The sequence below is a fragment of the Flavonifractor sp. An306 genome (genome assembly GCF_002159455.1).
Classification (GTDB): domain Bacteria; phylum Bacillota; class Clostridia; order Oscillospirales; family Oscillospiraceae; genus Flavonifractor.
Map to the genome: position 1 here is coordinate 1 of NZ_NFIQ01000038.1, position 24,410 is coordinate 24,410.

The 24,410-nt window shown below is 62.9% G+C and carries 21 protein-coding genes; 17 read left to right on the top strand and 4 right to left on the bottom strand.

Going from position 1 to position 24,410, the window contains the following annotated elements; all coding sequences use genetic code 11:
* Positions 1-138 precede the first annotated feature (138 nt).
* Complete coding sequence (locus B5F88_RS10665) at positions 139-1,395, bottom strand: serine hydrolase domain-containing protein (protein WP_087345620.1); 1,257 nt, start codon at positions 1,393-1,395, stop codon at positions 139-141.
* Between the two features lie 146 nt (positions 1,396-1,541).
* Here B5F88_RS10665 and B5F88_RS10670 point away from each other — a divergent pair, with 146 nt between their 5' ends.
* From B5F88_RS10670 to miaA, 6 genes are all read left to right on the top strand, one after another.
* On the top strand, positions 1,542-2,324 hold the full coding sequence (locus tag B5F88_RS10670) for a TIGR00282 family metallophosphoesterase (protein ID WP_087345623.1): 783 nt from the start codon (positions 1,542-1,544) through the stop codon (positions 2,322-2,324).
* A 14-nt stretch (positions 2,325-2,338) separates the two neighbouring features.
* On the top strand, positions 2,339-3,421 hold the full coding sequence (locus B5F88_RS10675) for a DNA repair exonuclease (RefSeq protein WP_087345627.1): 1,083 nt from the start codon (positions 2,339-2,341) through the stop codon (positions 3,419-3,421).
* Positions 3,418-5,631, top strand: coding sequence for an AAA family ATPase (locus tag B5F88_RS10680; RefSeq protein WP_087345630.1), 2,214 nt, complete (start codon positions 3,418-3,420; stop codon positions 5,629-5,631). Before B5F88_RS10675 ends, B5F88_RS10680 begins: the two co-directional genes overlap by 4 nt.
* Positions 5,628-6,188: a signal peptidase I gene (gene lepB, locus B5F88_RS10685; RefSeq protein ID WP_087345634.1), complete on the top strand. Its 561-nt coding sequence runs from the start codon at positions 5,628-5,630 to the stop codon at positions 6,186-6,188. The genes B5F88_RS10680 and lepB (B5F88_RS10685) overlap by 4 nt, the downstream gene beginning before the upstream one ends.
* 72 nt (positions 6,189-6,260) lie before the next feature.
* The gene (gene lepB, locus B5F88_RS10690; protein WP_242959735.1) at positions 6,261-6,860 is read left to right on the top strand and encodes a signal peptidase I; all 600 of its coding nucleotides are present in this window, start codon (positions 6,261-6,263) and stop codon (positions 6,858-6,860) included.
* Positions 6,857-7,762 (top strand): tRNA (adenosine(37)-N6)-dimethylallyltransferase MiaA, encoded by a 906-nt coding sequence (gene miaA / locus B5F88_RS10695; RefSeq protein ID WP_087345641.1) that lies wholly within the window; start codon positions 6,857-6,859, stop codon positions 7,760-7,762. The genes lepB (B5F88_RS10690) and miaA overlap by 4 nt, the downstream gene beginning before the upstream one ends.
* A gap of 42 nt (positions 7,763-7,804) precedes the next feature.
* Here miaA and B5F88_RS10700 read toward each other — a convergent pair whose 3' ends face one another.
* The 3 genes from B5F88_RS10700 to B5F88_RS10710 form a co-directional block, all read right to left on the bottom strand.
* Entirely contained in the window at positions 7,805-9,331 is a 1,527-nt protein-coding gene (locus tag B5F88_RS10700) for a hypothetical protein (protein WP_087345644.1), read from the bottom strand.
* Complete coding sequence (locus tag B5F88_RS10705; RefSeq protein ID WP_087345648.1) at positions 9,324-9,806, bottom strand: sigma-70 family RNA polymerase sigma factor; 483 nt, start codon at positions 9,804-9,806, stop codon at positions 9,324-9,326. The genes B5F88_RS10700 and B5F88_RS10705 overlap by 8 nt, the downstream gene beginning before the upstream one ends.
* Positions 9,807-9,926: 120 nt before the next feature.
* Complete coding sequence (locus B5F88_RS10710) at positions 9,927-11,273, bottom strand: hemolysin family protein (RefSeq protein ID WP_242959736.1); 1,347 nt, start codon at positions 11,271-11,273, stop codon at positions 9,927-9,929.
* Between the two features lie 147 nt (positions 11,274-11,420).
* Between B5F88_RS10710 and B5F88_RS10715 the strand changes: the two genes are divergently transcribed.
* The 11 genes from B5F88_RS10715 (at position 11,421) to B5F88_RS10770 (ending at position 24,399) form a co-directional block, all read left to right on the top strand.
* Positions 11,421-12,737 carry a chloride channel protein gene (locus B5F88_RS10715; protein ID WP_087345651.1) on the top strand — a complete coding sequence of 439 codons (1,317 nt, stop codon included), beginning with the start codon at positions 11,421-11,423 and terminating at the stop codon, positions 12,735-12,737.
* A 20-nt stretch (positions 12,738-12,757) separates the two neighbouring features.
* Positions 12,758-13,126, top strand: a complete 369-nt coding sequence (locus tag B5F88_RS10720; RefSeq protein ID WP_087345655.1) for a VOC family protein — start codon at positions 12,758-12,760, stop codon at positions 13,124-13,126.
* Between the two features lie 14 nt (positions 13,127-13,140).
* Positions 13,141-14,550 carry an MBOAT family protein gene (locus B5F88_RS10725; protein ID WP_087345659.1) on the top strand — a complete coding sequence of 470 codons (1,410 nt, stop codon included), beginning with the start codon at positions 13,141-13,143 and terminating at the stop codon, positions 14,548-14,550.
* Between the two features lie 12 nt (positions 14,551-14,562).
* Positions 14,563-15,774 carry a DHHW family protein gene (locus B5F88_RS10730; protein ID WP_087345663.1) on the top strand — a complete coding sequence of 404 codons (1,212 nt, stop codon included), beginning with the start codon at positions 14,563-14,565 and terminating at the stop codon, positions 15,772-15,774.
* The gene (locus tag B5F88_RS10735; RefSeq protein WP_242959738.1) at positions 15,771-17,003 is read left to right on the top strand and encodes an MFS transporter; all 1,233 of its coding nucleotides are present in this window, start codon (positions 15,771-15,773) and stop codon (positions 17,001-17,003) included. The genes B5F88_RS10730 and B5F88_RS10735 overlap by 4 nt, the downstream gene beginning before the upstream one ends.
* 70 nt (positions 17,004-17,073) lie before the next feature.
* Positions 17,074-18,504 carry a pyruvate kinase gene (gene pyk / locus B5F88_RS10740; RefSeq protein ID WP_087345665.1) on the top strand — a complete coding sequence of 477 codons (1,431 nt, stop codon included), beginning with the start codon at positions 17,074-17,076 and terminating at the stop codon, positions 18,502-18,504.
* Between the two features lie 655 nt (positions 18,505-19,159).
* A complete protein-coding gene (locus B5F88_RS10745) occupies positions 19,160-20,011 on the top strand; it encodes a ParA family protein (RefSeq protein ID WP_087345668.1) in 852 nt (283 codons plus the stop codon).
* Between the two features lie 265 nt (positions 20,012-20,276).
* Positions 20,277-20,894: a hypothetical protein gene (locus B5F88_RS10755; protein WP_087345674.1), complete on the top strand. Its 618-nt coding sequence runs from the start codon at positions 20,277-20,279 to the stop codon at positions 20,892-20,894.
* Positions 20,894-21,568: a hypothetical protein gene (locus B5F88_RS10760; RefSeq protein ID WP_087345677.1), complete on the top strand. Its 675-nt coding sequence runs from the start codon at positions 20,894-20,896 to the stop codon at positions 21,566-21,568. The genes B5F88_RS10755 and B5F88_RS10760 overlap by 1 nt, the downstream gene beginning before the upstream one ends.
* 54 nt (positions 21,569-21,622) lie before the next feature.
* Positions 21,623-22,516 (top strand): Rad52/Rad22 family DNA repair protein, encoded by an 894-nt coding sequence (locus tag B5F88_RS10765; protein WP_162612166.1) that lies wholly within the window; start codon positions 21,623-21,625, stop codon positions 22,514-22,516.
* A 14-nt stretch (positions 22,517-22,530) separates the two neighbouring features.
* Positions 22,531-24,399, top strand: a complete 1,869-nt coding sequence (locus B5F88_RS10770; protein ID WP_087345681.1) for an AAA family ATPase — start codon at positions 22,531-22,533, stop codon at positions 24,397-24,399.
* The last annotated feature ends 11 nt before the right edge of the window (positions 24,400-24,410 follow it).

A 24,410-nucleotide genomic window follows, 5' to 3' on the forward strand; every position in this document is an offset into this window, starting at 1 on the left:
GCTGGGGGTGGCCGGAGCGGGCGTGGGGACGCCTGCGGTGGAAGCGGCTCCAGCGGCGCACCCCGTCAGCGTGACGGCCAGGATCAGCGCCAGGCCGGAGAGGGGTTTAGACAACATGAAATTCCTCCTTACAGGCAATCAGCCGTACACCGCCTGGGCCACCTGGCCGCACACGGCGTAGACTCCGTAGCTGTCGGTGACGCCGCTGGCACCGGTGGTAAAGACCACCACGCCGTCTCCGGTGTCCGGGTCATAGGACAGCAGGCCGTAGAAGCCGTAGGCCGAGCCGGTGTGGTAGTACATGCGGTCCCGGCCGTACATATTTTCCCGGTAGCGCAGGGGGCGGCACTGGTAGAAGCCGTCGGGGGTCTGGCCCAGCGGCTGCTCCAGATAGGCCACCGTCTCGGCCGAGAGATACTGCTGGCCCTGGTAGGTCCCGTCCTCCGCCAGCATGGCCACCAGCTGGGCCAGCTCTCCGGCGCTGCAGGTGAAGCCGCCGGCGAAGAAGTTGCCCCGGTAGCCCGGCTGCTGGATGCAGACATAGCTCTTCTGGGTGGAGACGGTGCGGGACAGGCTGTTCCCGGGATAGTAGAGGGCGCACAGCAGGCCGGTGTCGTCCACGCTGCCCGCCTCAAAGGCGGCGTCGATGCCCATGGGGGTGAGCACGGCCTCCCCCAGCACGTCGTCCAGCACTTGATCCGCCGCCCGCTCCAGGGTCATGCCCAGCACGGAAAAGCCGTAGTTGTTATAGGACCAGCTGGACAGCTCGCCCGGCTTGCCCCCGGTGTAGCCGCTCCCCGCCAGCCGCTGCCGGGCGGCGGTCCCCTTCAGGGCGGACAGGCTGCCGCTGGCGTCGCTGAGGGTGGAGGTGTGGGTGAGGAGCATGTCCACCGTAATGGGGGTATCGGGGTAGGAGGGATTGCGGGCCGTCACCCCCCAGTAGCCGGACAGGTCGGCGTAGGGGTCCAGCGTGCCGTCGTCTATCAGCACCCCGGCGCTGATGCCCACCATCACCTTGGTGAGGGAGGCGCAGCGCATCTTGTGCCGGGTGGTCAGGGTGATCTGGTCCTCCACCGCCCAGCCGGAGGCCGCCTGGACCGCCACCTGGCCGTCCCGGATCACCGCCGCCTGGATGGCCGTGGCGCCGTAATCCGCCCTGGCCTGTTCCACCGCCTGCTGCAGCTGCTCCTGGGTGATGGGCGGCGTGGGCGTGGGGGTGGGATCGGGCTGGGCCGCCGGGGTCTGGGCGTGGCCGGCGGAATCACCGTCGGTTTTGTTTTCAAGCGCCACAGCTTGGAGCTCAGGCTGTAGGCCGGATACCTCTGCCGTGGACCCAGCCTGTCCGCAGGCGGTGAGGGACAGGGCCAGAAGCAGACAGAGTAAGACTTGTTTCATCAAAAAGCCTCCTTTTCCCACATATTTTACCACAACCGCCCAGGAAATGCATTACAAAAGCTGAACAATTCCGGCAGCACAATCGGGAATTGCCCTTTTGCCCAAAATCACATATAATAGACTTCGTTTAGAAAGGGAGGCAGACTATGATCCTGAATATCTTGGCGGTAGGCGACGTGGTGGGGGACGGCGGCCTGGAATGCCTGGACCGCCACCTGCGGCAGCTGAAAAAGCTGAAAAACGTCCACTTCACCGTGGTCAACGGGGAGAACGCCTCCGGGGTGGGCATCCTGCCCCGGCAGGCCCGGGCCATTTTTGACGCCGGGGCCGACGTGGTCACCCTGGGCAACCACACCTGGAACCGCATCCAGATCGCCGATTTCCTGGAGGACGACCGCTACACCCTCCGCCCGGCCAACTACACCAACCGGGTGCCCGGCCGGGGCTGGGGGGTATATGAGGGCCCGGAGGGCCTGGGCATCGGGGTGATCAACCTCATCGGCCGGTGCGAAATGGACAGCAACTTTGAAAACCCCTTCACCACCGCCGACCGGATCTTGAAGCGGATGGAGGGGGCCGACATCGTGCTGGTGGACTTCCACGCCGAGGCCACCAGCGAGAAGGGGGCCATGGGGTACTACCTGGACGGCCGGGTACAGGCCCTCTGGGGCACCCACACCCACGTGCCCACCGCCGACGGGCAGATCCTGCCCAAGGGCACCGGCTTTATCACCGACCTGGGCATGACCGGCCCCGCCCACAGCGTGCTGGGCATCCGGCCGGAGCAGGCCATCAACCGCTTCCTGGGGGGACTGCCCCGGCGGTTTGAGCCCGCCGAGGGCCCCTGTAAGCTGGAGAGCGTGGTGTTCTCCATTGACACCGATACCCGCCGCTGCGTGGAAGTGGAGCGGGTGGATATCCGGGACTGAAAGGAGGCGGAGCCATGTTGAAACTCATCCACGGGGCAGACTTCCATCTGGACGCCCCATTTGCCGCCCTCTCCCCGGAGAAGGCCCGGCAGCGGCGGGCCGAGCAGCGGCAGCTGCTCTCCCGGCTGGCCGACCTGGCGGAGGAGGAGGGGGCGGACCTGGTGCTGCTGTCCGGCGACCTGCTGGACGGGGGAGAGACCTACCAGGAGACGGTGGAGGCCCTCTCCCATGCCCTGGGCCAGATCAAAGCGCCGGTGTTCATCGCCCCCGGCAACCACGACCCCTACGGCCCCCGGTCGGCCTACGCCGGCACGGCGTGGCCGGACAACGTACATATTTTTACCTCCGTCCAGCCGGAGGGGGTGGAGCTGCCGGAGCTGGGCTGTGTGGTCCACGGGGCGGCCTTCACCACCCCCCAGGCCGACCGCTCCCCCCTCATGGGCTTCTCCGCCCCACGGGATGGCAGAATCCATCTGATGACCCTCCACGGGGATGTGGCGGGCCAGGGGCGGTACGGCCCCATCCGGCCGGAGGACATCGCCGAAAGCGGCCTGACCTATCTGGCCCTGGGCCACATTCACGCCTGTTCCGGCCTGCAGCGGGCGGGGGAGACCTGCTGGGCCTATCCCGGCTGCCCCGAGGGCCGGGGCTTTGACGAGACGGGGGAGAAGGGCGTGCTCTCCGTGACGGTGGAGGACGACCACACGGTGTCCGCCCGCTTTGTGCCCCTGGCCGGGCGGCGGTATGAGATCGTGGAGGCCGATGTCACCGGCAAAGACAGCGCCGAGGAGGCACTTCGGGCCGTGCTGCCCCCCTCTCCCTCCGGGGACTGCTGCCGGATCCTCCTCACCGGCCAGCGGAGCTTTGGGGCTCCGGACCTTGCCGCCCTCACCGCCCTGGCCCAGCCCAGCTATTTCAGCGTCAGTGTCCGGGACAATACCCGGCCCCTCCGGGACCTGTGGCAGCGAGCGGGGGAGGACAGCCTCACCGGGCTGGTGCTCCGGGCCCTGAAGGGGGAAAAGGAGCTGGAGGACAGAGAACTGGCCGCCCGTTTTGCGCTGGCGGCCCTGGAACACGGGGAGGACCCCTGCCCATGAGAATTGTGAATATGCGCGCCACCTTTGGAGGCCTGGACCACCGGGAACTGGTCCTGAAGGACGGCCTGAATATCATCACCGCTCCCAACGAGGGGGGCAAGTCCACCTGGTCCGCCTTTCTGCGGGCCATGTTCTACGGCATCAACACCAAGGAGCGGGACAAGCAGGGCTATATCGCCGAAAAGAACCGCTACCAGCCCTGGAGCGGGGCGGCCATGGAGGGCGCCATCGACCTGCTGTGGCGGGGGGAGGCCATCACCCTCCGCCGGGGCCCCAAGGGCAACAGCCCCTTCGGAGCCTTTGAGGCGGTGTATACCGGCACCGGCGAGCCGGTGCCCGGCCTCACCGCCGACACCGTGGGGGAGACCATTCTGGGGGCCCCCCGGGAGGTCTTTGAGCGCTCGGCCTTTGTGGGCCAGGGGGGAACCGCCATCGACGGCGCCCCCGCCCTGGAGGCCCGCATCGCCGCCCTGGCCTCCAGCGGGGAGGAGGACGTGTCTTACTCCCAGGTGGAGCGGGTGCTGCGGGACTGGCGCAACCGCCGCCAGCACAACAAGACCGGCGTGATCCCCCGGCTGGAGGGGGAGCTGGCGGAGGTGGAGGGTGTTCTGGCCCGGCAGGCCAAGGCCTTCCGCCTGTCCCAGGAGGCCAAGCGGGAGTTGGACAAGCTCCAGCGGGAGCACAAGCTGCTGCTGGCCGAGCGGCAGGCCCACCTGGCCCGGGCTATGGCCGCCCGCCGGAAACGGTGGGAGGAGGGGCAGGCCGCCCTGGCGGAGGCCCAGGCCCGGGTGGACCGGCTCCAGGCCGAGCGGGACCGCTTCGGCACCCTCCCTGACACCGATACCCTCCAGCGGGCCCAGGCCCAGGTGAACCAGCTCAACGCCCTGCAGATCAGCCGCAAGCAGGCGGAGAGCCAGCTGGAGGAGGCCCGCCAGGGGGAGGCGGAGGCCCGGATGGCCGCTCAGGACCCCCTGTTCTCCGGCCTGACCCCGGAGCAGGCCTGGCAGCAGGCCAGCGATGACGCCGGGACCGCCGAGCGGAAGGGCCATACCGCCGGCCTGCTGGGAGGCGGCATCGCCGCCCTGGCGCTGGCCGCCGCAGCCCTGGCCCTGGGCTTTGCCGGGGTATTCCCCGCCCTCTGGCTGGGGGGCGCTGCCTGCGGCGTGCTGGGGGCGGCGGGAGTGGCCCTGCTGCTGGCCGCCGTCGTCGGCAAGCGGCGGATGGAGGACCTCCGGCAGGAGCTGCTGGAGCGCTATGAGGTCCAGAGCGCCGACGAGATCCTCACCCGGGCCAGCGCCTACCGGGAGCGCTGGGGGGTGGCGGAGGAGGCCGCCCGCCGCCGGGAGGGGGCGGAGCAGGCCCTGAACAGCCTGGTCCAGCAGGACGAGCAGACCCGCGCCCAGCTGCTGGAGCTGGTCCACACCTTTGCCCCCAGCGTCACCAACGCCTTTGGGGTGTCGGCCGCCATTTCCAAGGCCCTCTATCTGGAGCAGCAGCTCTCCACCGCCCAGGCCCGGCTGGATGGGGCCCGGAATCTGGCGGACAGCCTGCCCCGGCCGGAGGACGGCCTGGAGGACAACGGGGTGGAGCCCCGCTTCGACCCGGCGGATACCGCCGCCCGGCTGGAGGGGGCGGAGGGGGAGCTCTCCCGGCTACGGGGCGGTCTGGCCATGGCCCAGGGGGAGCTGAACTCCCTGGGAGACCGGGAGGAGCTGACCGCCCGGCGGGAGGCCATTCTGGAGGAGCTGGACCGGCGCAAGCGGGAGCACGCCGCCCTCACCGCCGCGCTGGAGGCCCTGGAGAAGGCCCATTCCGGGCTCCAGGCCCGGTTCTCTCCCTCCCTGAACCGGCGGGCGGGTGAGCTGCTGGCCAAGCTCACCGGCGGAAAATATGATAAGGTGTCCCTCACCCGGGAGTTCGAGGCCCTGGCGGAGGAGCACGACGGCCTGCTGCCCCGGCGGGCCCTCACCCTGTCCCGTGGTACGGCGGATCAGCTCTATCTGGCGGTGCGGCTGGCGGTGTGCCAGCTGGTGCTGCCGGGGGAGGAGCCCTGTCCCCTGGTGCTGGACGACGCTCTGGCCAATTTTGACGATGCGCGGATGGCCCTGGCTCTGGAGACCCTGGAGGAGCTGGGACAGGAGCGACAGATTTTGCTGTTCACTTGCCACGGCCGGGAGGCGGCCTGGCAGACAGGGAAACAGGCAAAATGAGCGAAGACAGGCGGGAGCAATCCGCCGGCGGCTGGAGAAAAGAGCTGTACCTCTGGCTGGGTACGGCGGTGGCGATACTGACTGTTTTGACGCTGCTCTTTGTCTTTGTGGGGCGCATCATTGTGGTGGACAACATCTCCATGCTGCCCACCCTGGAGCGGGGTGACCTGCTGCTGCTCCAGAGCGTGGGCTACACGCCCAGGCAGGGGGATATTGTGGCGCTCACCAAGGAATTTGAGTATGCCGACGGCCCCATCGTCAAGCGGGTGATCGCCACCGGCGGCCAGCATGTGGAAATCGACTATGCCGCCGGCACCGTGACGGTGGACGGCCGGATCCTGGACGAACACTACCTGGACGGGTGGATGGTAACGCCCCACTATGAAAATCTTGCCTCGGTGGATGTACCCCAGGGCTGCATCTTTGTCATGGGGGACAACCGCAACCAGTCCTCCGACAGCCGGAACGTGACTCTGGGTACGGTGGATGAGCGGTATGTGCTGGGCCGGGTGGTCTGGGTGCTGTTTCCCTTTCGGAATTTTGGACCGGCAGGGTGAGACATCCTTCCCTTGCAATCGGGGATTTTGTGCATTATAATGGGTCTATTCACGGTTACGGAGCTGATTAGATTGAGACTTGATAAACATGAGCAGCCGGAGCAGAAGGAGGAGCTGTCCGGCGGCGACTCCCTGAAGCTGGACCTGTACTTCTGGCTCCAGGCGCTGGTGGCCGCTCTGGTGCTGCTGATTCTGGTCTTTACCTTTGTGGGACGGATCATCGGCGTGTCGGGCAGTTCCATGGTCCCCACCCTCCACGAAGGGGACATGCTGCTGCTTCAGAGTATCGGATATACCCCCAGGCAGGGGGACGTGGTGGTGCTGACCAAGGAGTTTGACGCCGCCGACGGCCCCATCGTCAAGCGGGTGATCGCCACCGGCGGCCAGCATGTGGTCATCGACTATGACGCCGGCACCGTCACGGTGGACGGGGTGGCGCTGGACGAGCCCTATATCAACGAGCCCATGGAGCGGCCCATGGGGGAGAGCATCTCCGACGTGGTGGTGCCTGAGGGCTCCATTTTCGTCATGGGAGACAACCGCAACCACTCCTCCGACAGCCGGGACGTGACCCTGGGCACGGTGGATGAGCGGTACGTGCTGGGCCGGGCGGTCTGGGTGCTGCTGCCCTTCCAGGATTTTGGGGCCATTGCCCACGGAGCGCAGGTATGACGGGGGGCCTGCCCAAGCTGGTGGTGGTGCTGGGCACCACCGCCTGCGGCAAGAGCGGCCTGGGGGTGGAGCTGGCCAAGCGGTTTGACGGCGAGGTGATCTCCGCCGACTCCCGGCAGGTGTACAAGGGCCTGGACCTGGGCACCGGCAAGGTGACGGAAGCGGAGATGGGGGGGATCCCCCACCATATGCTGGACGTGGTGGAGCCGGGGCAGCCTTATTCGGTGGCCGACTTCCAGCCGGCGGCCTACGCCGCCATTGACGATGTGCTCTCCCGGGGCAAGGTCCCCATTCTGGTGGGAGGTACCGGGCTGTATGTCCGTGCGGTCACCGAGGGCTTCCAGTTTTCCGACAGCAAGCCCGACCCCGCCCTGCGGCAAGAGCTGGAGGGCAAGAGTAACGCCGAGCTGTACGCCATCCTGCGGGAAAAGACCGGCGTCACCCTCACCGGCGGGGAGGAAAACAACCGCCACCGGCTGATGCGGTCGGTGGAAAAGGCCCTGTCCGGCGGCTGGGAGGCCCCCAGGGCCTGCCCTCGGTACGACTGCCTGCTGCTGGGAGTGAATTTCCCCCGGGAGACGGTGTGCGCGCGCATTGATCAGCGGCTCCAGGCCCGTATTGACGCCGGGATGATCGACGAGGTGGCGGGTCTTCGCGCCGCCGGGGTGAGCGACGAATTTCTGGACCGGCTGGGTCTGGAATACCGCTACATCCTCTGGTATCTCACCGGAAAGATCCCCACCCTGGAGGGGCTGAAGGACGAGCTGGGCCGTGCCATCAAGCGCTTTGCCAAGCGGCAGGTGGTGTGGTTCAAAAAGGATAAGGACGTGCTCTGGCTGGACATGGAGGGGGATTTTCTCTCCCAGGCCGGAGACGCGGTGGAAAAATTTCTTTCGGTATAATAAAAGGGGAGGGGCGGCCGTATAGGCCGCCCCTCCCGTTCTTTATGGAGCCTGTGTTTCGTAGAGAAAACGCCAGGAGATGTCCTCCTTGCCCCGCTGGAGCGCCAGGGCGGCCTCGTACTCCGCCTGGGTGACGGAGCGGTAGTCCAGATACCAGTCGGTATAGGCGGCGCCGTCGGCGTCAGTAACGGTGTCCACCGAGCCCATGGGCGCGGTGCCCCGGCTGTGCTGAGGTTGGCCGCTGGCGTCGGTGTCCGCAAAAAACATGCGGCCGAATCCGCTGGAGGTGCTGTAGGAGTAGCAATAGCTGCCGTCGCTTTTCAGCTCCAGCATTTCCCCCGGGGTCAGGATATAGCCGTAGACCGTCCCGTCCTCTCCCTGGCGCAGGACCTCCCAGCCGTGGTGGGCTCCCGAGTCCAAAACCAGACGCAGCACCGCCTCTGTGGCGCCGTCCCGGTCCAGATCGATGGTGGTGAAGGCGTCCGCCGCCAGCTGGCTGCCCTCCGGGGCGCTTTTTGTCAGGAACTGGGAGAGGGTAAGGGTCCTGTTGTAGTCGGCGTCATAGAACGGACGGTCTTCCCACAGGACCTGCTCAAGCTGGGCGGACAGCGGGAGAACAGCCGGGCCGCTCTCCTGGGGCTCCGCTTCCCCAAGGGACTGGTCCGGAGGCTGTACGGGGGTGAGCAGGGAGAAGTTAAAGCTGTCCGCCAGGTCCTTCATGTCCTGCTTGGTTATCCCCTGATCGGTGCCCGCCAGCACGTTGACAAAGACAAAGCTGTCTCCCAGGTCGGTAAGCAGGAAGCCCCGGTCCGGCCCCAGGTCCAGGGTGATCTCCCAACCCGCGCCGGTCTTGTAGTACCACTCCTCGTAGGCGGACAGGCCGCCCACAGGCAGGTACACGTCGTTGAGGGCGCCCTTGACGCTGCGGCGGAATTGATAGTTTAGCTCTCTGCCCTCGCTGGTGGTCAGATATCCGTCATAGTGAAAGGTGCCGTCCTCGTAGATCTTGCCGCTGTAGGCGGTGTTGTCCCCCAGAAAATCCCCCAGCAGGGAGACCCACTCCCCCTGGTCCTCCACCACATGGTTCCAGGTGTGGAGACTCAGGGTATATTTGGCGGCGATCTCCTCCAGCTTGTCCGCCATCTCCTGGGTGTACACCAGGTAACAGTGATATTGGGCCAGGGCCGGGTCCACATAGTTGCCCACCACGTTGAGGATGGCGCCGTCCGGGTCGTAGGAGGAGAGAAACTCATTCCATTCCGCCAGGCCCTGGCTCTCCGGGGTGTTGATATAGCCGGACAGGCTGAGCTGCTGCTCCTGTACCGACGGCTGGCCGGAAGGGGCGGGCTGATTTTGGGGCAGCAGCAGATCCTGCAGTCCCAGCAGGTGGGCGGCCACCGCGCCGATGGACAGGGCGGCCAGCAGGGCGAGCACCGCCGCCAGCAGCCACAGCCGCCGGACGGGTTTCTTCCGCCGGGGCTTGCGAGTCTGGGCAAAGTCCTCCCAGCGGATCTGGGCGGAGCTGTGGACCTGAGAAAAGGTCTCCCGATAGAAGTCACGGTTACTCATCCTGCCACACCTCCCCCAACTGCTCCTTCAGCTTGGCCCGGGCCCGGGACAGCCGGGTGGTCACCGCCGAGGTCTCCAGCTTCAGCAGGGCCCCGATCTCCCGCACCGACAGCTCTTCGTAGTAAAACAGCACCAGCACGATGCGGTAGATCTCCGGCAGGGCCATCACGCTTTGGTACAGGGCCTCCTGCTCCGGCTGCTGGAACACCGGCTGGGGCGGCAGCTCCTCCAGGGAGGCCCGCCGCTTCCGCCAGGGGCTGCGCAGCACGTCCCGGCAGTGGTTTACCGTCACCCGCAGCAGCCACCGCCGCAGGTGCTCCTCCCCCTGAAAAGGCTTTTGCGCGGTGTACAGCTTGAGAAAGACCTCCTGCACCGCGTCGTCCGCGTCCTGGGGGCTGGCCAGGACGTGGAGCGCCACCCGGTAGACCATATCCTGATAGCGCTCCACCGCGGCGGTGAAACTGGTTTTGTCCATAGGCGTCCCCCCTTGTGTGAATCCCTTCATCTTAGATACGAGCGGGGCGGGGGCTTTGTCACAGAAGCGGTCGAAAAAAACAAACGGGACGCCTCCGGCGTCCCGTTTGCTGGCTGTGTCCTATACCTGGGCGGGCTCCTCCACCGGGGCGGGGGCGGCCCGGGTGACGGTGGCCCACTCCACCCGGCGGTCGGTGAGCTCCTCCACCCGGATGCGCAGGCCGTAGGCCTCCACTTCGGGGTGGCTGCCGTCCTCGGGGATCACGCTGAGCTGGGCAAACACCAGCCCGCCCAGGGTCTCGGTCTCCTCGTCCTCGGGGAAGGCCACCCCCAGGGCGGCGGCGATGTCCTCCAGCTCGGCCGAGCCGGCAATCCGCCACCGGTCGTTCCCCAGGGGGATGATCTCCTGGTCCTCCTGGGGGTCAAACTCATCGTAGATGTTGCCCACGATCTCCTCCAGCAGGTCCTCCATGGTCACCAGGCCCGCGGTGCCGCCGTACTCGTCCACCACAATGGACAGGTGGACCTTTTTGCTCTGCATATCCTGGAACAGCATGTCGGTGTGCACCGACTGGGGGACGAAGTAGGCCGGGCGCAGCAGCTCCCGCAGGGGCTTGGGCCGGTCCTTCCGGGCGTTGAGCAGCCACTCCCGGGTGTTCAGAATGCCGATGACGTCGTCGGCGTCCTCCTCGTACACCGGGAACCGGGACAGGCCGGAGGTCTCGATGGTCTGCTGGATCTCCTCCGCCGTGTCGTCCACCCAGAGCATCACCATGTCGGTGCGGTGAACCATTACGTCGGCGGCGGTCATGTTGTTGAACTCGAAGATGTTCTCGATCATCTCTTTCTCGTCCCGCTCAATGGCCCCCTTTTCCTCCCCGATGTCCACCAGTTTGCGGATGCCCTCCTCAGAGACCGGAGCCCGGTCGGGGTGGGGGTCCAGGTGGAGCAGCCGGAGGAACAGGGAGCTGATCCCCTCCAGCAGGGCGGTGAGGGGGAGCAGGAGCACGGACAGGGCGGCCACCGCCCCGCAGGTGAGGCGGGCGGCCTGGCTTCCCCGGTGGAGGGAGACCCGCCGGGGGATCACGGAGCCGAAGGCCAGCACGATAAGGGCGGTGACCAGGGTGACCCCGGCGGCGGCCAGCACCCGGACGGCGTAGGCGCCGTTTCCGGACAGGGCCCAGCGTGCCACGGCCCACCGGCCCAGGGGCAGGCCAAAGGACAGGGCGGCGCAGGCGGCGGAGCAGAAGCCGGACAGGGTGACGCACAGCTGAATGGTGGCCCGGGTGCGCACCGGGCGGCCGGCCAGCCTGAGCAGCTGGGCCGCCTTCCGGTCTCCCTCCTGGGCCTGGCGGCGGAGGGCGCCCTCATCCTGGGCGGGAATGGACAGCTCGGCGGCGGAAAAAAAGGCGGTCAGCAGGAGAAGTATGACCTGCAATGCGATTTGAGGCCATAATGGGGGCTGCAAGGCAATTCCTCCTCTTCACAATATCCCGAATCAGCAGTAATACGAAATCCAGTATAGCACAGCCATGAAAAAAATCCATAAGAATGCGGAAAAAAGTTGGTATCCATGTTATAATAGCCCCAGTGTACAGGGAGAGGATGAGCGAGGATGCAAGCAGTACAGCAGCGCCCGCCGGGGCGCTTCACCCAGGCAGGCCAGGCTCTCACCTTCATCAAGTGGCTGGCTTTCGCGGCCATCTGCGGCGTGGTGTGCGGCGGGGTGGCCACGGCCTTTTATTACGCCTTTTCCATGGTCACCGACCTGCGCCACCAAAACCCCTGGCTGCTGTGGCTGCTCCCCCTGGGGGGCGTGGCCATCGTGCAGCTCTACCGGGTGTGCGGCATGGCGGGGGACCGGGGCACCAACTTCGTGCTGGTGGCGGTGCGGGAGAACAAGCCCCTGCGGCTGCGTACCGCGCCGCTGGTGTTTCTCTCCACCATGATCACCCATCTGGTGGGGGGCTCCTCCGGCCGGGAGGGGGCCATCCTCCAGATCGGCGGCTCCATCTCCTCCAAAATCGGCCGGTGGATGCGCCTGGACGACAAGGACAGCCGGGTGATTACCATGTGCGGCATGGCGGCCGCCTTTTCCGCCCTGTTCGGCACCCCCCTGACGGCGGCCATGTTCGCCATGGAGGTCACCAGCGTGGGGGTGCTCTATTACGCCGCCATGGTGCCCTGCGTCCTGTCCGCCATCGTGGGGCTGTGGATGGCCCAGCTCTTTCACGTGCCCGCCACCGCCTTCACCCTGGAGGGGATCCCCAACCTGAGCCCTCTCACCCTCCTGCAGGTCATCGGCTTGGGCATCCTGTTCGCCCTGCTGTCCATCTGCTTCTGCCGGCTGATGCACGCCGCCCCCCACCTGTACGAGAAGTATCTGCCCGGCCCAAACACCCGGGCGGCGGCGGGTGGCGCGCTGGTGATCGCGCTCACCTTCCTGGTGTGGCTGTGGAACCCGGACAGCTACGACTACAACGGCGCCGGGGAGGCAGTGCTCCACGCGGCGGTGAGCGGCCACGCCCGGCCGGAGGCCTTCCTGCTCAAGATGCTCTTCACCACCATCACCCTGGGGGCGGGCTTCAAGGGGGGCGAGATTGTGCCGGTGTTCTTTACCGGGGCCACCTTCGGCTGCACCGTGGGCCCCCTGCTGGGGCTCCACCCCTCCTTCGGGGCGGGGCTGGGCATGGTGTGCGTGTTCTGCGGCGTCACCAACTGCCCCATCAGCTCCCTGCTGCTGGCTCTGGAGCTCTTCGCCGGGGACAGCCTGGGGCTGTTCACCGGCCAGAGTATGTGCCTGTTCGCGGTGTGCCTGGCGGTGTCCTATATGCTGTCGGGCTACTACGGCCTGTACAGCGAGCAGAAGATCCTGTACAGCAAGCTGCGGCCGGAGTTTATCGACAAAAAGGCCAATGACAAGGAAATTTGAAAGAAAGTAGGAGTTTTGACATGCTGCGATTTGATCACTTCAATTTCAACGTGCTGGACCTGGAGCGGTCCCTGAAGTTTTACAGCGAGGCCCTGGAGCTGAAGCCGGTAAAGGAGAAGAACGCTGCCGACGGCTCCTTCCGGCTGGTATATCTGGGAGACGGGGAGAGCGACTTCCGGCTGGAGCTGACCTGGCTGCGGGACCGCACGGAGCCCTATGACCTGGGGGAGCAGGAGTTCCACCTGGCCTTCCGCACCGACCGCTTTGACGAGCTGCTGGAGCGGCACCGGGCCATGGGCTGCGTCTGTTTTGAAAACCCCGGCATGGGGATCTACTTCATCGAGGACCCGGACGGCTACTGGATCGAGCTGGTGCCCGACAAGCACTAAAAGGAGGCGACCCTGTGCTTTTTTCCAGTTCGGTATTCCTGTTCCTGTTCCTGCCCGGCGTGCTCATCGTCTACTACCTGCTCCTCCGCCGGTGGCGGCAGGCCCAGAACATCTTCCTGCTGCTGGCCTCCCTGGTGTTCTACGCCTGGGGGGAGCCCTGGTTCGTGCTGGTGATGATGCTCTCCATCGCGGCAAACTACGGCTTCGGGCTGTGGGTGGCCCGCGGACAGTCCGCGGGCACGGGCACAAAGGTGCCCGTGCTGCTGGCGGCCGTGTTCAATCTTGGTATCCTGTTTATATTTAAATACCTGACCTTTACTTTGGGTATTCTGAACCGCCTGGGGGGAGCCTTTGTGATCCCCGGCATTGAGCTGCCCATCGGCATCTCCTTTTTCACCTTCCAGGCCCTGAGCTACGTGCTGGATGTCCAGCGGGGGAGGGGGCAGGCCCAGCGCTCCCCCCTGAAGGTGGGGCTGTACATCTCCTTCTTTCCCCAGCTCATCGCCGGCCCCATCGTCAAGTATGAGACGGTGGCCGACCAGATCGACCACCGGAAGGAGACCTGGGACGACTTTGCCGCCGGATGCACCCGGTTCATCGTGGGCCTGGGGAAAAAGGTGTTGCTGGCCAATCAGCTGGCCCTGGTGGCCGACCGGGCCTTCCTGCTGGAGGGGGCGGACCGGCTGACCACCTCCTTTGCCTGGCTGGGCTCTCTGTGCTACACCCTGCAGATCTACTACGACTTCTCCGGCTACTCCGATATGGCCATCGGCCTGGGCAAGATGTTCGGCTTTCACTTTTTGGAGAACTTCAACTATCCCTATATCTCCCGGTCGGTCACCGAGTTCTGGCGGCGGTGGCACATCTCCCTGTCCACCTGGTTCCGGGATTATGTCTATTTCCCCCTGGGGGGCAGCCGGGTATCCTCCAAAGCAAAGCATATTCGCAACCTGTTTGTGGTATGGCTGCTCACCGGCATCTGGCACGGGGCCAACTGGACGTTTATCGTCTGGGGATTGTTCTATTTCGTGCTGCTGGTGCTGGAGAAATACGGCCATCTGGGCCGGGGCTGGCCAGCGGTGTGCCAGTGGCTGTTTACCTTCCTGATGGTCAATTTCGCCTGGGTGATCTTCCGGGCGGACGGTCCGGGGGAGGCGGCGGGCTTTCTGAGCGCCATGTTCGGCCGGGGGGCCGGGCTGTGGAGCGCCGAGACCGGCCTGTTTTTCCGGGAGAACTGGACGGTGCTGCTGGCGGGGGCGGTGTTTGCCGCGCCGGTGGCCCCCGCCCTGGCCCAGCGGGCAGGCCGGCTGCGGAGCGTGGCGCTGGATCTGGGCTACGCCCTGCTGGCGGCAGCCATCTTCCTGGTGTCGGCCAGCTTTATCATCAAGGGGACCTATAACCCCTTTATCTACTTCAATTTCTGACGGGAGGGACCTATGAAACGACGCAATACCATTACCGCCCTCCTGTTTCTCCTGCTGACGGCGGCCGGTCTGACGCTGGTGCTCACCGCCTTTGTGGGCGGGGAGGGGAAGCTGGAGGGGCTGCTCAAGTCCGCCGTCCGGGAGCGGGACCCCGGCGCCGTCCTCAGTGAGGCGGAGAGCGCGGTGAACAGCGACCTGGACCGGGACCATCTGTTTATTCAGCTCTACGGCGGGGTGCAGCGGCTCTCCGGCCGGAGGGTGATCCAGGACATGGTGGCGGGCAATACGGTGGCTAAGCTGTCCACCGGCGCCCTGAATTTTGTGAACCTGGGCACCGCCGGCCAGGTGGACCAGGAGGCGGTGGGCCGCCGGGCCCAGGCCACGGCGGAGCTGGCCGCCAAGCTGGAGGTCCGGGGCATCCACTATCTCTATATCGCCGCGCCCCAGAAGATCCAGCGGGGCGCGGAGCTGCTGCCCCGGGGTCTGGAGGAGAGCGGCAACGCCACCTGCGACGCCTATCTGGCGGAGCTGGACCGGCTGGGGGTGGACTATCTGGACCTGCGGCCGGTGTTTGAGAGCAACGGCATCTACTCCAACTGGTTTTTCCGCACCGACCACCACTGGAAGCCGGAGGCGGCCTTCTTTGCCTGGCAGTACCTGAGCGGGGAGCTGGACCTGCGCTACGGTTACGAGACGCCGTCGATCCTGACCAACCCCAACAACTGGAGCACCCGGGTGCTGGATGACTTTTTCCTGGGCAGCCAGGGCAAGCGGGTGGGCAGTCTGTACGCCGGGGTGGACGACTTCACCATCTATACCCCCAAATTTGACACCAATCTGACCTACACCAACAGCGACGGCAGCTTTGACCGCTCCGGACCCTTTGCCCAGTCGGTGTGCTTCCCCGAGCGGGTGGAGGAGCGGGACTGGTTCAACGGCAATCCCTACACCTACTATTCCGGCGGGGATTACGCCATGGCCACCATGGTCAACCACAATAACCCCAAGGGCCCCAAGGTGGTGCTGCTGCGGGAGTCCTTCTCCTGCGCTCTGGCCCCCTTCCTGGCCCTGTCCTGCTCGGAGCTGACCACCATTGACCTGCGCTATTTCTCCGGGGACCTGATGGATACCATCCGGGAGCTGGAGCCGGACCTGGTGCTCACCCTGTATACCGCCAGCAGCACCGGCCTGGACAACATGTTTAACTTTGATACAACGGAGTGAACGGCTTGGAACTGCAACGAAAGACCCCGTCCGTCCGGCGGCTGGACCTGCACTATATTTTGATGCAGGCGGGATTCTGGGCCATGTTCGCCTCCATTGTGGCCTACCAGACCGCCCTGCTGCTGGAGCGGGGCTTCACCAACGGGGAGGCGGGACTGATGACGGCGGTGCGCTGTCTGGCGGGGATTGTGTGCCAGCCCCTGCTGGGGGGCTTCGCCGACCGCCACCCGGAGGTGCCTTTGAAGTGGATCGTCTCCCTCTCCCTGGTGCTCTCTTTGGGGGCGGGGGCCTGGTACTGGCTCTCCCCCGGCATGGGCCTGTGGGAGACCACCCTGGTGTGGGCGGTGATCGGCGGGCTGGAGGTGTCCTCCTACCCCCTGATGGACGCCATGGCCGTCCAGTTCATCAATGACGGCGTGCCCATCCGCTACAGCCTGGGCCGGGGGATCGGCTCTCTGGCCTACGCGGTGGTGTGCGTGCTGCTGGGGCTGCAGGTGGGGCGCCTGGGGCTGGAGAGCACCCTGCTCACCCATCTGCTGCTGGTGGTGGCCGAGGCGGCGCTGGTGGCCGCCTATCCCCCCTACCGGGGAGAAAAGCGGACGGCGGAGCAGACCGAGACCCAGCCCCAGTCGGCCCTCTCCCTGCTGCGGAGCAACCCACGGTTTACCCTGATGCTGGCGGGGGTGCTGCTGGGGCTGACGGGGATTATGCCACTGTCCAACTTTTTGGTCAATATCGTCACCAGCCGGGGGGGTAGCCAGGCGGATCTGGGGTTGGCCCTGTTTCTCATGGGGGCCTCCGAGCTGCCCACCGCCCTGTTTTTCGGCCGGCTGCTGCGGCGTCTGGGCAGCGGGCGTCTGGTGATGCTGAGCATGCTTTTCGGCACCCTGAAGGGGGTGCTGCTGCTGTGTACCACCAGCTATCTGGGCGTGCTGCTGGTGCAGCCCATCCAGGTGCTGGGCTACGGCCTGTTTACCCCGGCGTCGGTATATTTTGTCAATGAGTCGGTGCCCGAGGCCGACCGGGTCCGGGGGCAGACGGTGATGATGGTGGCCTCCAACGGCCTGGGCGGGATGCTGGGCGGCCTGCTGGCCGGCTGGACCCTGGATCTGGGAGGGGCCAATCTGATGCTGATGGGGTGTATTTTGTGCGGCTGCGTGGGTGCGGTGTTGTGTCGGCTGGCCTTGTGCAAAAAAATAGGCAGATTGTCTCTTTCCAAAACGGCCTAAAAGGTGTATGATGGTGCCGTATTTGTGAAAAAGCTGACAGACAAAATCGCTTACCCAACGGAGGTGCGCTATGAGAAAAACAAAGATCATCTGTACCCTTGGTCCCGCCGTGGACAATGAGGAGACCATGGAAAAGCTGGTCCGGAGCGGCATGAACGCCGCCCGCTTCAACTTCTCCCACGGCAGCCATGCCGAGCAGCTGGCCCGGCTGAATATGTTCAAGAAGGTGCGGGATACCCTGGGCGCCCCTGTGGCCACCATTCTGGACACCAAGGGTCCTGAAATTCGGATCAAAACCTTTGCCAATGGGCCGGTGAGCCTGAAGCAGGGGGATACCTTCACGCTGACCACCGACGATGTGCCCGGCGACGCCACCCAGGTCTCGGTGACCTATGAGAACCTCCATAAGGAGGTGGGGCCCGGCTGCCGGATCCTGGTGGACGACGGCCTGATTGAGCTGCGGGTCCAGAAAGTGGAGGGCCACGCCATCCAGTGCGAGGTGGAGAACGGCGGCCCCCTGTCCAGCAACAAGTCCATCAATATTCCCGACGTACATATCCTGCTGCCCTCCCTCACCGACAAGGACCGGGAGGACCTGAAGTTCGCCGCGGAGCATGACTTTGACTTCATCGCCGCCTCCTTTGTCCGCAAGGCCAGCGACGTGGAGGACATCCGGGCCGAGCTCCACAAGCACGGCGGGGACAACATCCGCATCATCGCCAAGATTGAGAACCGGGAGGGCGTGGAGAACATCGACGCCATCATCGCCGCCGCCGACGGCATTATGGTGGCCCGGGGCGACCTGGGGGTGGAGATCCCCGCCCATGAGGTGCCCATCCTTCAGGAAAAGATGATCAAGGCCACCATCCGGGCCGGCCTGCCGGTGATCACCGCCACCCAGATGCTGGACTCCATGATCCGCAATCCCCGTCCCACCCGGGCGGAGGTGTCCGACGTGGCCAACGCCGTGTTTGACGGCACCTCCTGCGTCATGCTCTCCGGTGAAACCGCCTCCGGCAAGTACCCCATCGAGGCGCTGGAGACCATGGTGGATACCGTGGTGGCCGCCGAGGGCGCCATTGACTATTGGGGCCGCTTCCGGGAGAGCAACCTGCTCCCCGGCATCTCCAGCATCAGCGACGCGATCACCCATACCTGCTGCCTGACCGCCATGGACCTGAGTGCCAGCGCCATCCTGGCCCCCACCAAATCGGGCTACACCGCCAAGGTGATCTCCCGGTTCCGGCCGGCCTGCCCCATTGTGGCGCTGTGCCAGGATGAATCCACCCGCCGCCGCATGGCTATCTCCTGGGGCGTGCATCCCTACCTGTCCGGCGAGGTGGACTCCACCGACCGGATGTTCTCCCTGGCGGTGGACGTGGCCCGGAAGGAGGGCGCCGTCAAGCCGGGAGACACCGTGGTGATCACCGCCGGCGTGCCGCTGGGCCGCTCCGGCACCACCAACCTGATCAAGGCCCAAGTGGTGGAGGAGAGAATGTAACACTGTCCCGCCGCCCCCCGGAGCTGTGCTCCGGGGGGCCTTTTGCGCGCTGCCGCAACAGCCCGCGTTTCCAAATGAAACCACCCGCTCTTCCTGCATAGGCAAAAGAAACCTGCGGATACTAAGAGCTGTAACCATAACCGCAGGAGGAGTTTGGATATGAAAGCGACTGGTATTGTGCGCCGTATCGAGGAATGAGATATAATAAGACAAAGTCGGAAACCTCTATGAATGGCTGGAGTTTTTGCTGATTTTGTCCGAAATCTCAAACTAATTTGCCATCTTTATAGGCTCCGACATTCCAACCCCTTGATGAAAGGAGGGCTATGTCGGAGCGGGTGTGAAACGCTCACTCCGAAATACCGGAGTGGGCGTTTTCTATTGGGTAGCTTTAGCGAACAGAACCACCAGCTCTGCTGGTGAGAGTAAAAAGTTTTAACTTCAGGCTACGAGCGAAGCGAGTTGACAAGTAGACGACCTCCGAATAGTAGGAGGTAACTATAGAAAAAGCTTCGCTATTTGAATAGCGGTAGGGCACATGATGCAGACGAAAGATATTTCGGTGCATCTTGAGATGCTAGCCGGTATCAGGCCCTTATAGGGCCTACTCAAGCCTCCGGCTTAGCCGGAGGTTTTGACTCCGGGATTTAACTTTATGGAACAGAAAGAAGGTAATAGGATGGCGATTACTCTGGCGATCACGAACTCAAAAGGCGGTGTTGGAAAGACAACCACCTGCGCCAATCTGGGCGCCGCCTTGGCTGCTGCGGGAAAACGTGTCCTTCTTGTGGATAACGACCCGCAGGGAGACCTGACAAAGGTCATGCGGGCTGATCCGAAGACCATCAAGTACACGTTGGCAAATCTGATGAATGCGGCTTTGGACGATACGGAGTTTGAGCTCTTTGCAGATAAGGCCGTTATCCAAAGAGAAGGCGTCCACTACATCCCGGCGAACTCAAAGCTGGCTGCTGTGTCCAGCAGGCTGGTAGCTCTGCAAATGAACAGCCGGTATCGGGGCGGTAACAGTGGTGGTACCCCCTGTGAATTGGTCATGGCCCAAGTCCTGAAGTATTTTCAGGATCGGTACGATTACATCCTGATTGATTGTGGTCACAGCATGGACTTGTTGACGATCAACGCCTTGGCCGCCGCAGACCAAGCTATCGTCCCCGTACAGGCGCATTACCTGGCAATGGAGGATATGGCCGATACGCTGGAAGTCATCAAAACCATCCAGCAGGGGATCAATCCAACCCTCACGGTGGGCGGAATCCTGTTGACCATGTATCAGGGCCGCACAAACCTGTGTCGCGGTATCCAGGATGAGATCCAGGCTGACTACGGCGACGCGTTTACCGTGTTCTCCGCCCCCATTGATTTCTCCATTCGCGTTGCGGAGCATCCCATCGACGCGGCGAGTATTTTTGAATATGAGCCAGAAAATCCCGCGGCGAAAGCATATTCTGCGGTAGCGCAGGAGGTGCTGGCCTATGCCTCGGAATAGAGTTCAAAGTGCGCTCAGGCAGCGCAAGCAGGATGAGGCAAACGCCAGTCTGGTTGCCGGACAGCAGCAGGAAAAGGCTTATGATTGTTTTTTCCACCATGATACCCTCCCATCACCTATGGAAAATGGGACTCTGTGTATCCTGATCGACTATTTCGATTGGTGGGAGCGGCTTCAGTATCCCATTTGCTCTCTCAACAGACGCCTCAGAGAGATTCCTCCATCCAGCATCAAAACAAGAGTGTTCCTGTAAGGAGAAGATGCTATGAACATCAATGAAGACATTCTGAGGGCCAGCGTGTCGATCCTCAGCATTGCAAAACTGCTCTACGACCACGGGAAGCTGGACCGCCTTTTCGATTATATCGGTGCGGACACGGGCCTGAGCTGGGACAGCCAGTGTCTTGTGGAACAGTGCGCCTGTGAATGTGTTTTTCAGGATACCCGAGTCTACCACCAGGAAGGGAAAAAGATGTCCCGCACGGAGTATGAAGAAGATCGAGATACGTTTGTGCTGCGCGATCCTCTGTTGAACCGGTTCGACCAGTTGTGCCGGGAGTATGAAGCCAGGTACGGAATCTCGCGGATCGAAAACGACTTTGTCCGTCAGATGGAAAACGCCATCCATGGCGCCATGCAGTTCCCAAACTATTGCTACGACTATCTTTGGGTAGACGGAACGAAAGACAGAAAAGGCCCAAAACTTGTGCTTTTTCTTTTTGAGGAGTTCGACTCTTATGAGGATATCCCGGAGGCTCTTTGCACGATCCTCGATATCTGCGCGTGTGAAATCAGCCAATTAGAGGAAAAGCTAGCTCAGCCGGCGGATAAAGTTATTCCGCTGCCGCTCACTCCCCCTAACGAACACAAGGAGGCCGCATAATGATAGACGATAGTGAGTTTATTATCCGAATCTCACCCAAACAGGGCAAAATCACCGTGGAGGAGAATGAAAACGGCATTTTCTCCCGGAAAAACATTACGGCGGAGGCACTGCTCCAGTCCTTCAAACAGAGTGTCATGGTCTCGGAGCCGGGATATGCCAGCGGTTTTTTGCCGCTGAACACCCTGTCGGTCTATCAAAATGCGGAAGAAAAGCGCATCGTTCTCTGGCATCCGAAGCTGTATGCCGATGTATCCGTCTACGACACGCCCTATCCCCAGTTTCCCATTCCACGTCTGGTGTTTGGCTTTGCCATAAGCAATGAGGGAAAGGTCTCCCGGTGTCGGATCGGGGTAGTGGCGGATGAAACACCCACTCCGGAGACCACCATGTATTACTACCCTTTCTCCAATGTGACCAGCAGCGATGGTTCACTGTGTGTGGGGGCCAACGCATTGCCTATTTATAAAAAGCAGCATAAGGCTTATCATCTTCCCGCCTTTCTGCTGAGTATCCCAAACAATATGCACTCATACAGCGAGTCCAACAATAAACTGGGCCTGGGCTATCGGGATCTCATGGAACACCTGAAGGATAAGGACCCGGCCTATTACTACTCGGACATCTTGATCCCCAACGGGAGGACGCTGCGCGATTTTATCAGCGCCGCGTGAAGTAAGATGCACACCTCGTTTATCCACCAATATCTTACAAGAAGGAGAGCTTTTATGTGGCAAAAATCAGCACGTGAGCTGCAAGAGGCGCTTTCCGCCCCCTTTCAGAGCGCCGACATCGAGTGGCGGGTCTCCGCCACCAATACAGCAAAGACCAGCGGCTTGGCGGTCCCCTATGTGACCAACCGAGCTATCCAAAATCGACTGGACAGCACTGTCGGCATCGACGGCTGGCACAATGACTTCGTCCCCTGGAAGGGGGAAAAGGCGCAGCTTTGCGGTATCTCCATCTATCTTCCTGAGCTGAAAGACTGGCTCACTAAATGGGATGGGGCCGATGACAGTGACATTGAGTCCGTCAAGGGCGGCCTTAGCGACAGTATGAAGCGGGCCGCAGTTGAGTGGGGCATCGGACGGTATCTCTACGGTATGACGCAAAAATGGGTCTCCATTGAGCAGAGGGGAAAAGGGTATGTGATCTGCAATAACGAGCGCCCCGCCCTGGACATCGTCCACGATCAGTGGGTGCAGTCACTCCAGCAGAAAAAGGACCACCCCGGCGAACAGGACAGACAGGGCCATTACGACCGGGGCCAGTCTGCCAATCCATGTGGCGATCCCCACCGGCAGGACGGACAGCAAGCCCCTCAGATACAGGGACAGCCTTTCCAAGGTCAGATATCATCTACCGGCATCCCGGCCGGATGCTATATGGTGACAGGCGCGGTCCTCAAGCCTACCATGAGCGGCAACAGCCGTACCAGCGTTCAGGTTCGGGACAGTGCCGGGCAGCTTTTCCAGGCCTATACCCGCGGCGCAGATGCCCGCCTGGCACCGGGACTCATGCTCACAAACGTCCAGCTCTCGACCCAGCATAACAATGGTGTTACCTTCTACATCCTGGAATCCTATCAGATTATGGACCTGGGCGGAGCGCAGGCAGCGTAATAAGGAGGAAAACCATGATTCAGCCAATCAAAGAGTTTCGTGTGACCCGGCTTACCATCAGCGGCTTCAAGGGTTATGCGGACAGCCGGACATTTCAGTTCGGCAATATGAATGTCATCTCCGGCCACATGGGCGTTGGAAAGAGCAGTATTGCGGATGCCATTGCCTTCGCCATCACCGGCGTGGGTTTCTACGCCGGCAGCAAAATTGACCACCTCTACCATCAGCACACGCGCGATTTGACGGTGGAGCTGGTGTTTGAGGATGGAACCGGAAAAACGAGAACCCTTACCCGCTGTCGAAAAGATGACAAAATGTCCATCACTCTGGATGGGCGGCCTATGGGGCAGGGAGAGCTTTTCTCTCTCTTTGGGGAGCGTGACCTCTTTTTGTCCATGTTCAATCCCCAATACTTTATCGGAGTTTTGGGCGCCAAGGGCCGCGACCTTCTGGAGCGTTATCTGCCGGAGATATCCAAAGAGGAAGTGTTCTCCCAGCTCAGTAAGCAGAATAGGAGCTTGCTGGAACAACAGAAGTTCCTGTCCGCCGAAGCCTATGCCAAGCAGCTGCGCGGCCAGGTGACTGACCTGGAGCGGGACATAGTAGGCATACAGGGCAAGATCGCCTTACATGGTGAACAGCAAAAGGCACAGGCCCAGGAGCTTATGGAGGCACAGGCCCATCGTACACAACTCCAGACGCGGATCGATGAACTGGAGACCAAACGAACAACAGGGTTTGACGGAAGCAGCCTGGAAGATCGGCTGGCTGACCTGTATGCCCGATACGAAGAACTGCAACGGGAAGCACCGGAAGTCGCTGATACCGAGGCGCTGGATACCAAGCTTCGGGAAATCACCAGCAAACTCGCCCAGCGCAAGGCGGAGGTTTACCACAGTAAGTATCAGGAACCTCTGGTCCAAGTACAGGCCAAAATCAAGACCCTGAGTGCGGAATTTAACCGCCTCCGGCATATCCATGACGGTCTGAAAGCCGGGGTGCAATGCCCCTTGTGCCGGCAGACTGTAACAGAACAGAACCTGCCGCAGGTGAAAGATGAGTTTGCCGTTTCCCTCCGGAATATTCAAACGGAGGGTTGTCAGCTCACCGCCCAGCTCAAGGAAATCCAGGCTCTGGACACCAAAGCCCAGGCCGTTTTTGAACAGTACCAAAATGACGACATTGCCGCGTGCGAGGCGGAGCTGAAATCACTCTCTGAGCAGCGCGCACAGACGGTGGCGCAGGCTGAGCAGCAGCGAGCAGGCCGTCAGAAAGAGCTTGACCGCCTGCACAGCGAGATCCAGGGCGTTGAGTTGGACCGGGAGTGCGGGATGCTCACACAGGAGGAAGCCATGGAACTGGAAGCCCTCAGAACGCAGCTTCTGGAGACCGAAGCCCGGATCAATGTGCTTTCCGAGATGGTGCAGGCTTCTCCGGCCGCAGCAGAGCAGCAGCAGGAAGATATCCGGCAGCTGCAGGCGCAGATCCAGCAAAAGCGAGAGATCATCACCGCTCTGGCATGTTACATTTCCGAGCGGGTGGCGATCAGCTTCTCCCAGCTGAAGATGAACCGGGTGGCCATCTCTCTCTACGATGTGGTAAAAACCACGGGCGAGGTCAAGGCTGTGTTCCGGTTTACCTATGAGGGCCGTGATTACCTCTGCCTGTCTCACTCAGAAAAGATCCGAGCTGGCCTGGAGGTGGCGGAGCTGATCAAGCGCCTGCTGGGCGTTGTGTATCCCACATTCATTGATGATGTGGAATCTGTGCCCGTCATAGACAATGTGCGCCCCACCGGTCAGGTATTCGTTGCCAAGGTGGTCAAAGGCGCCGCCTTGCAAGTTCAGATCACAGACGCCCCCGCCGGGGCCAAAGCCGCATAACGCGGCAGCCT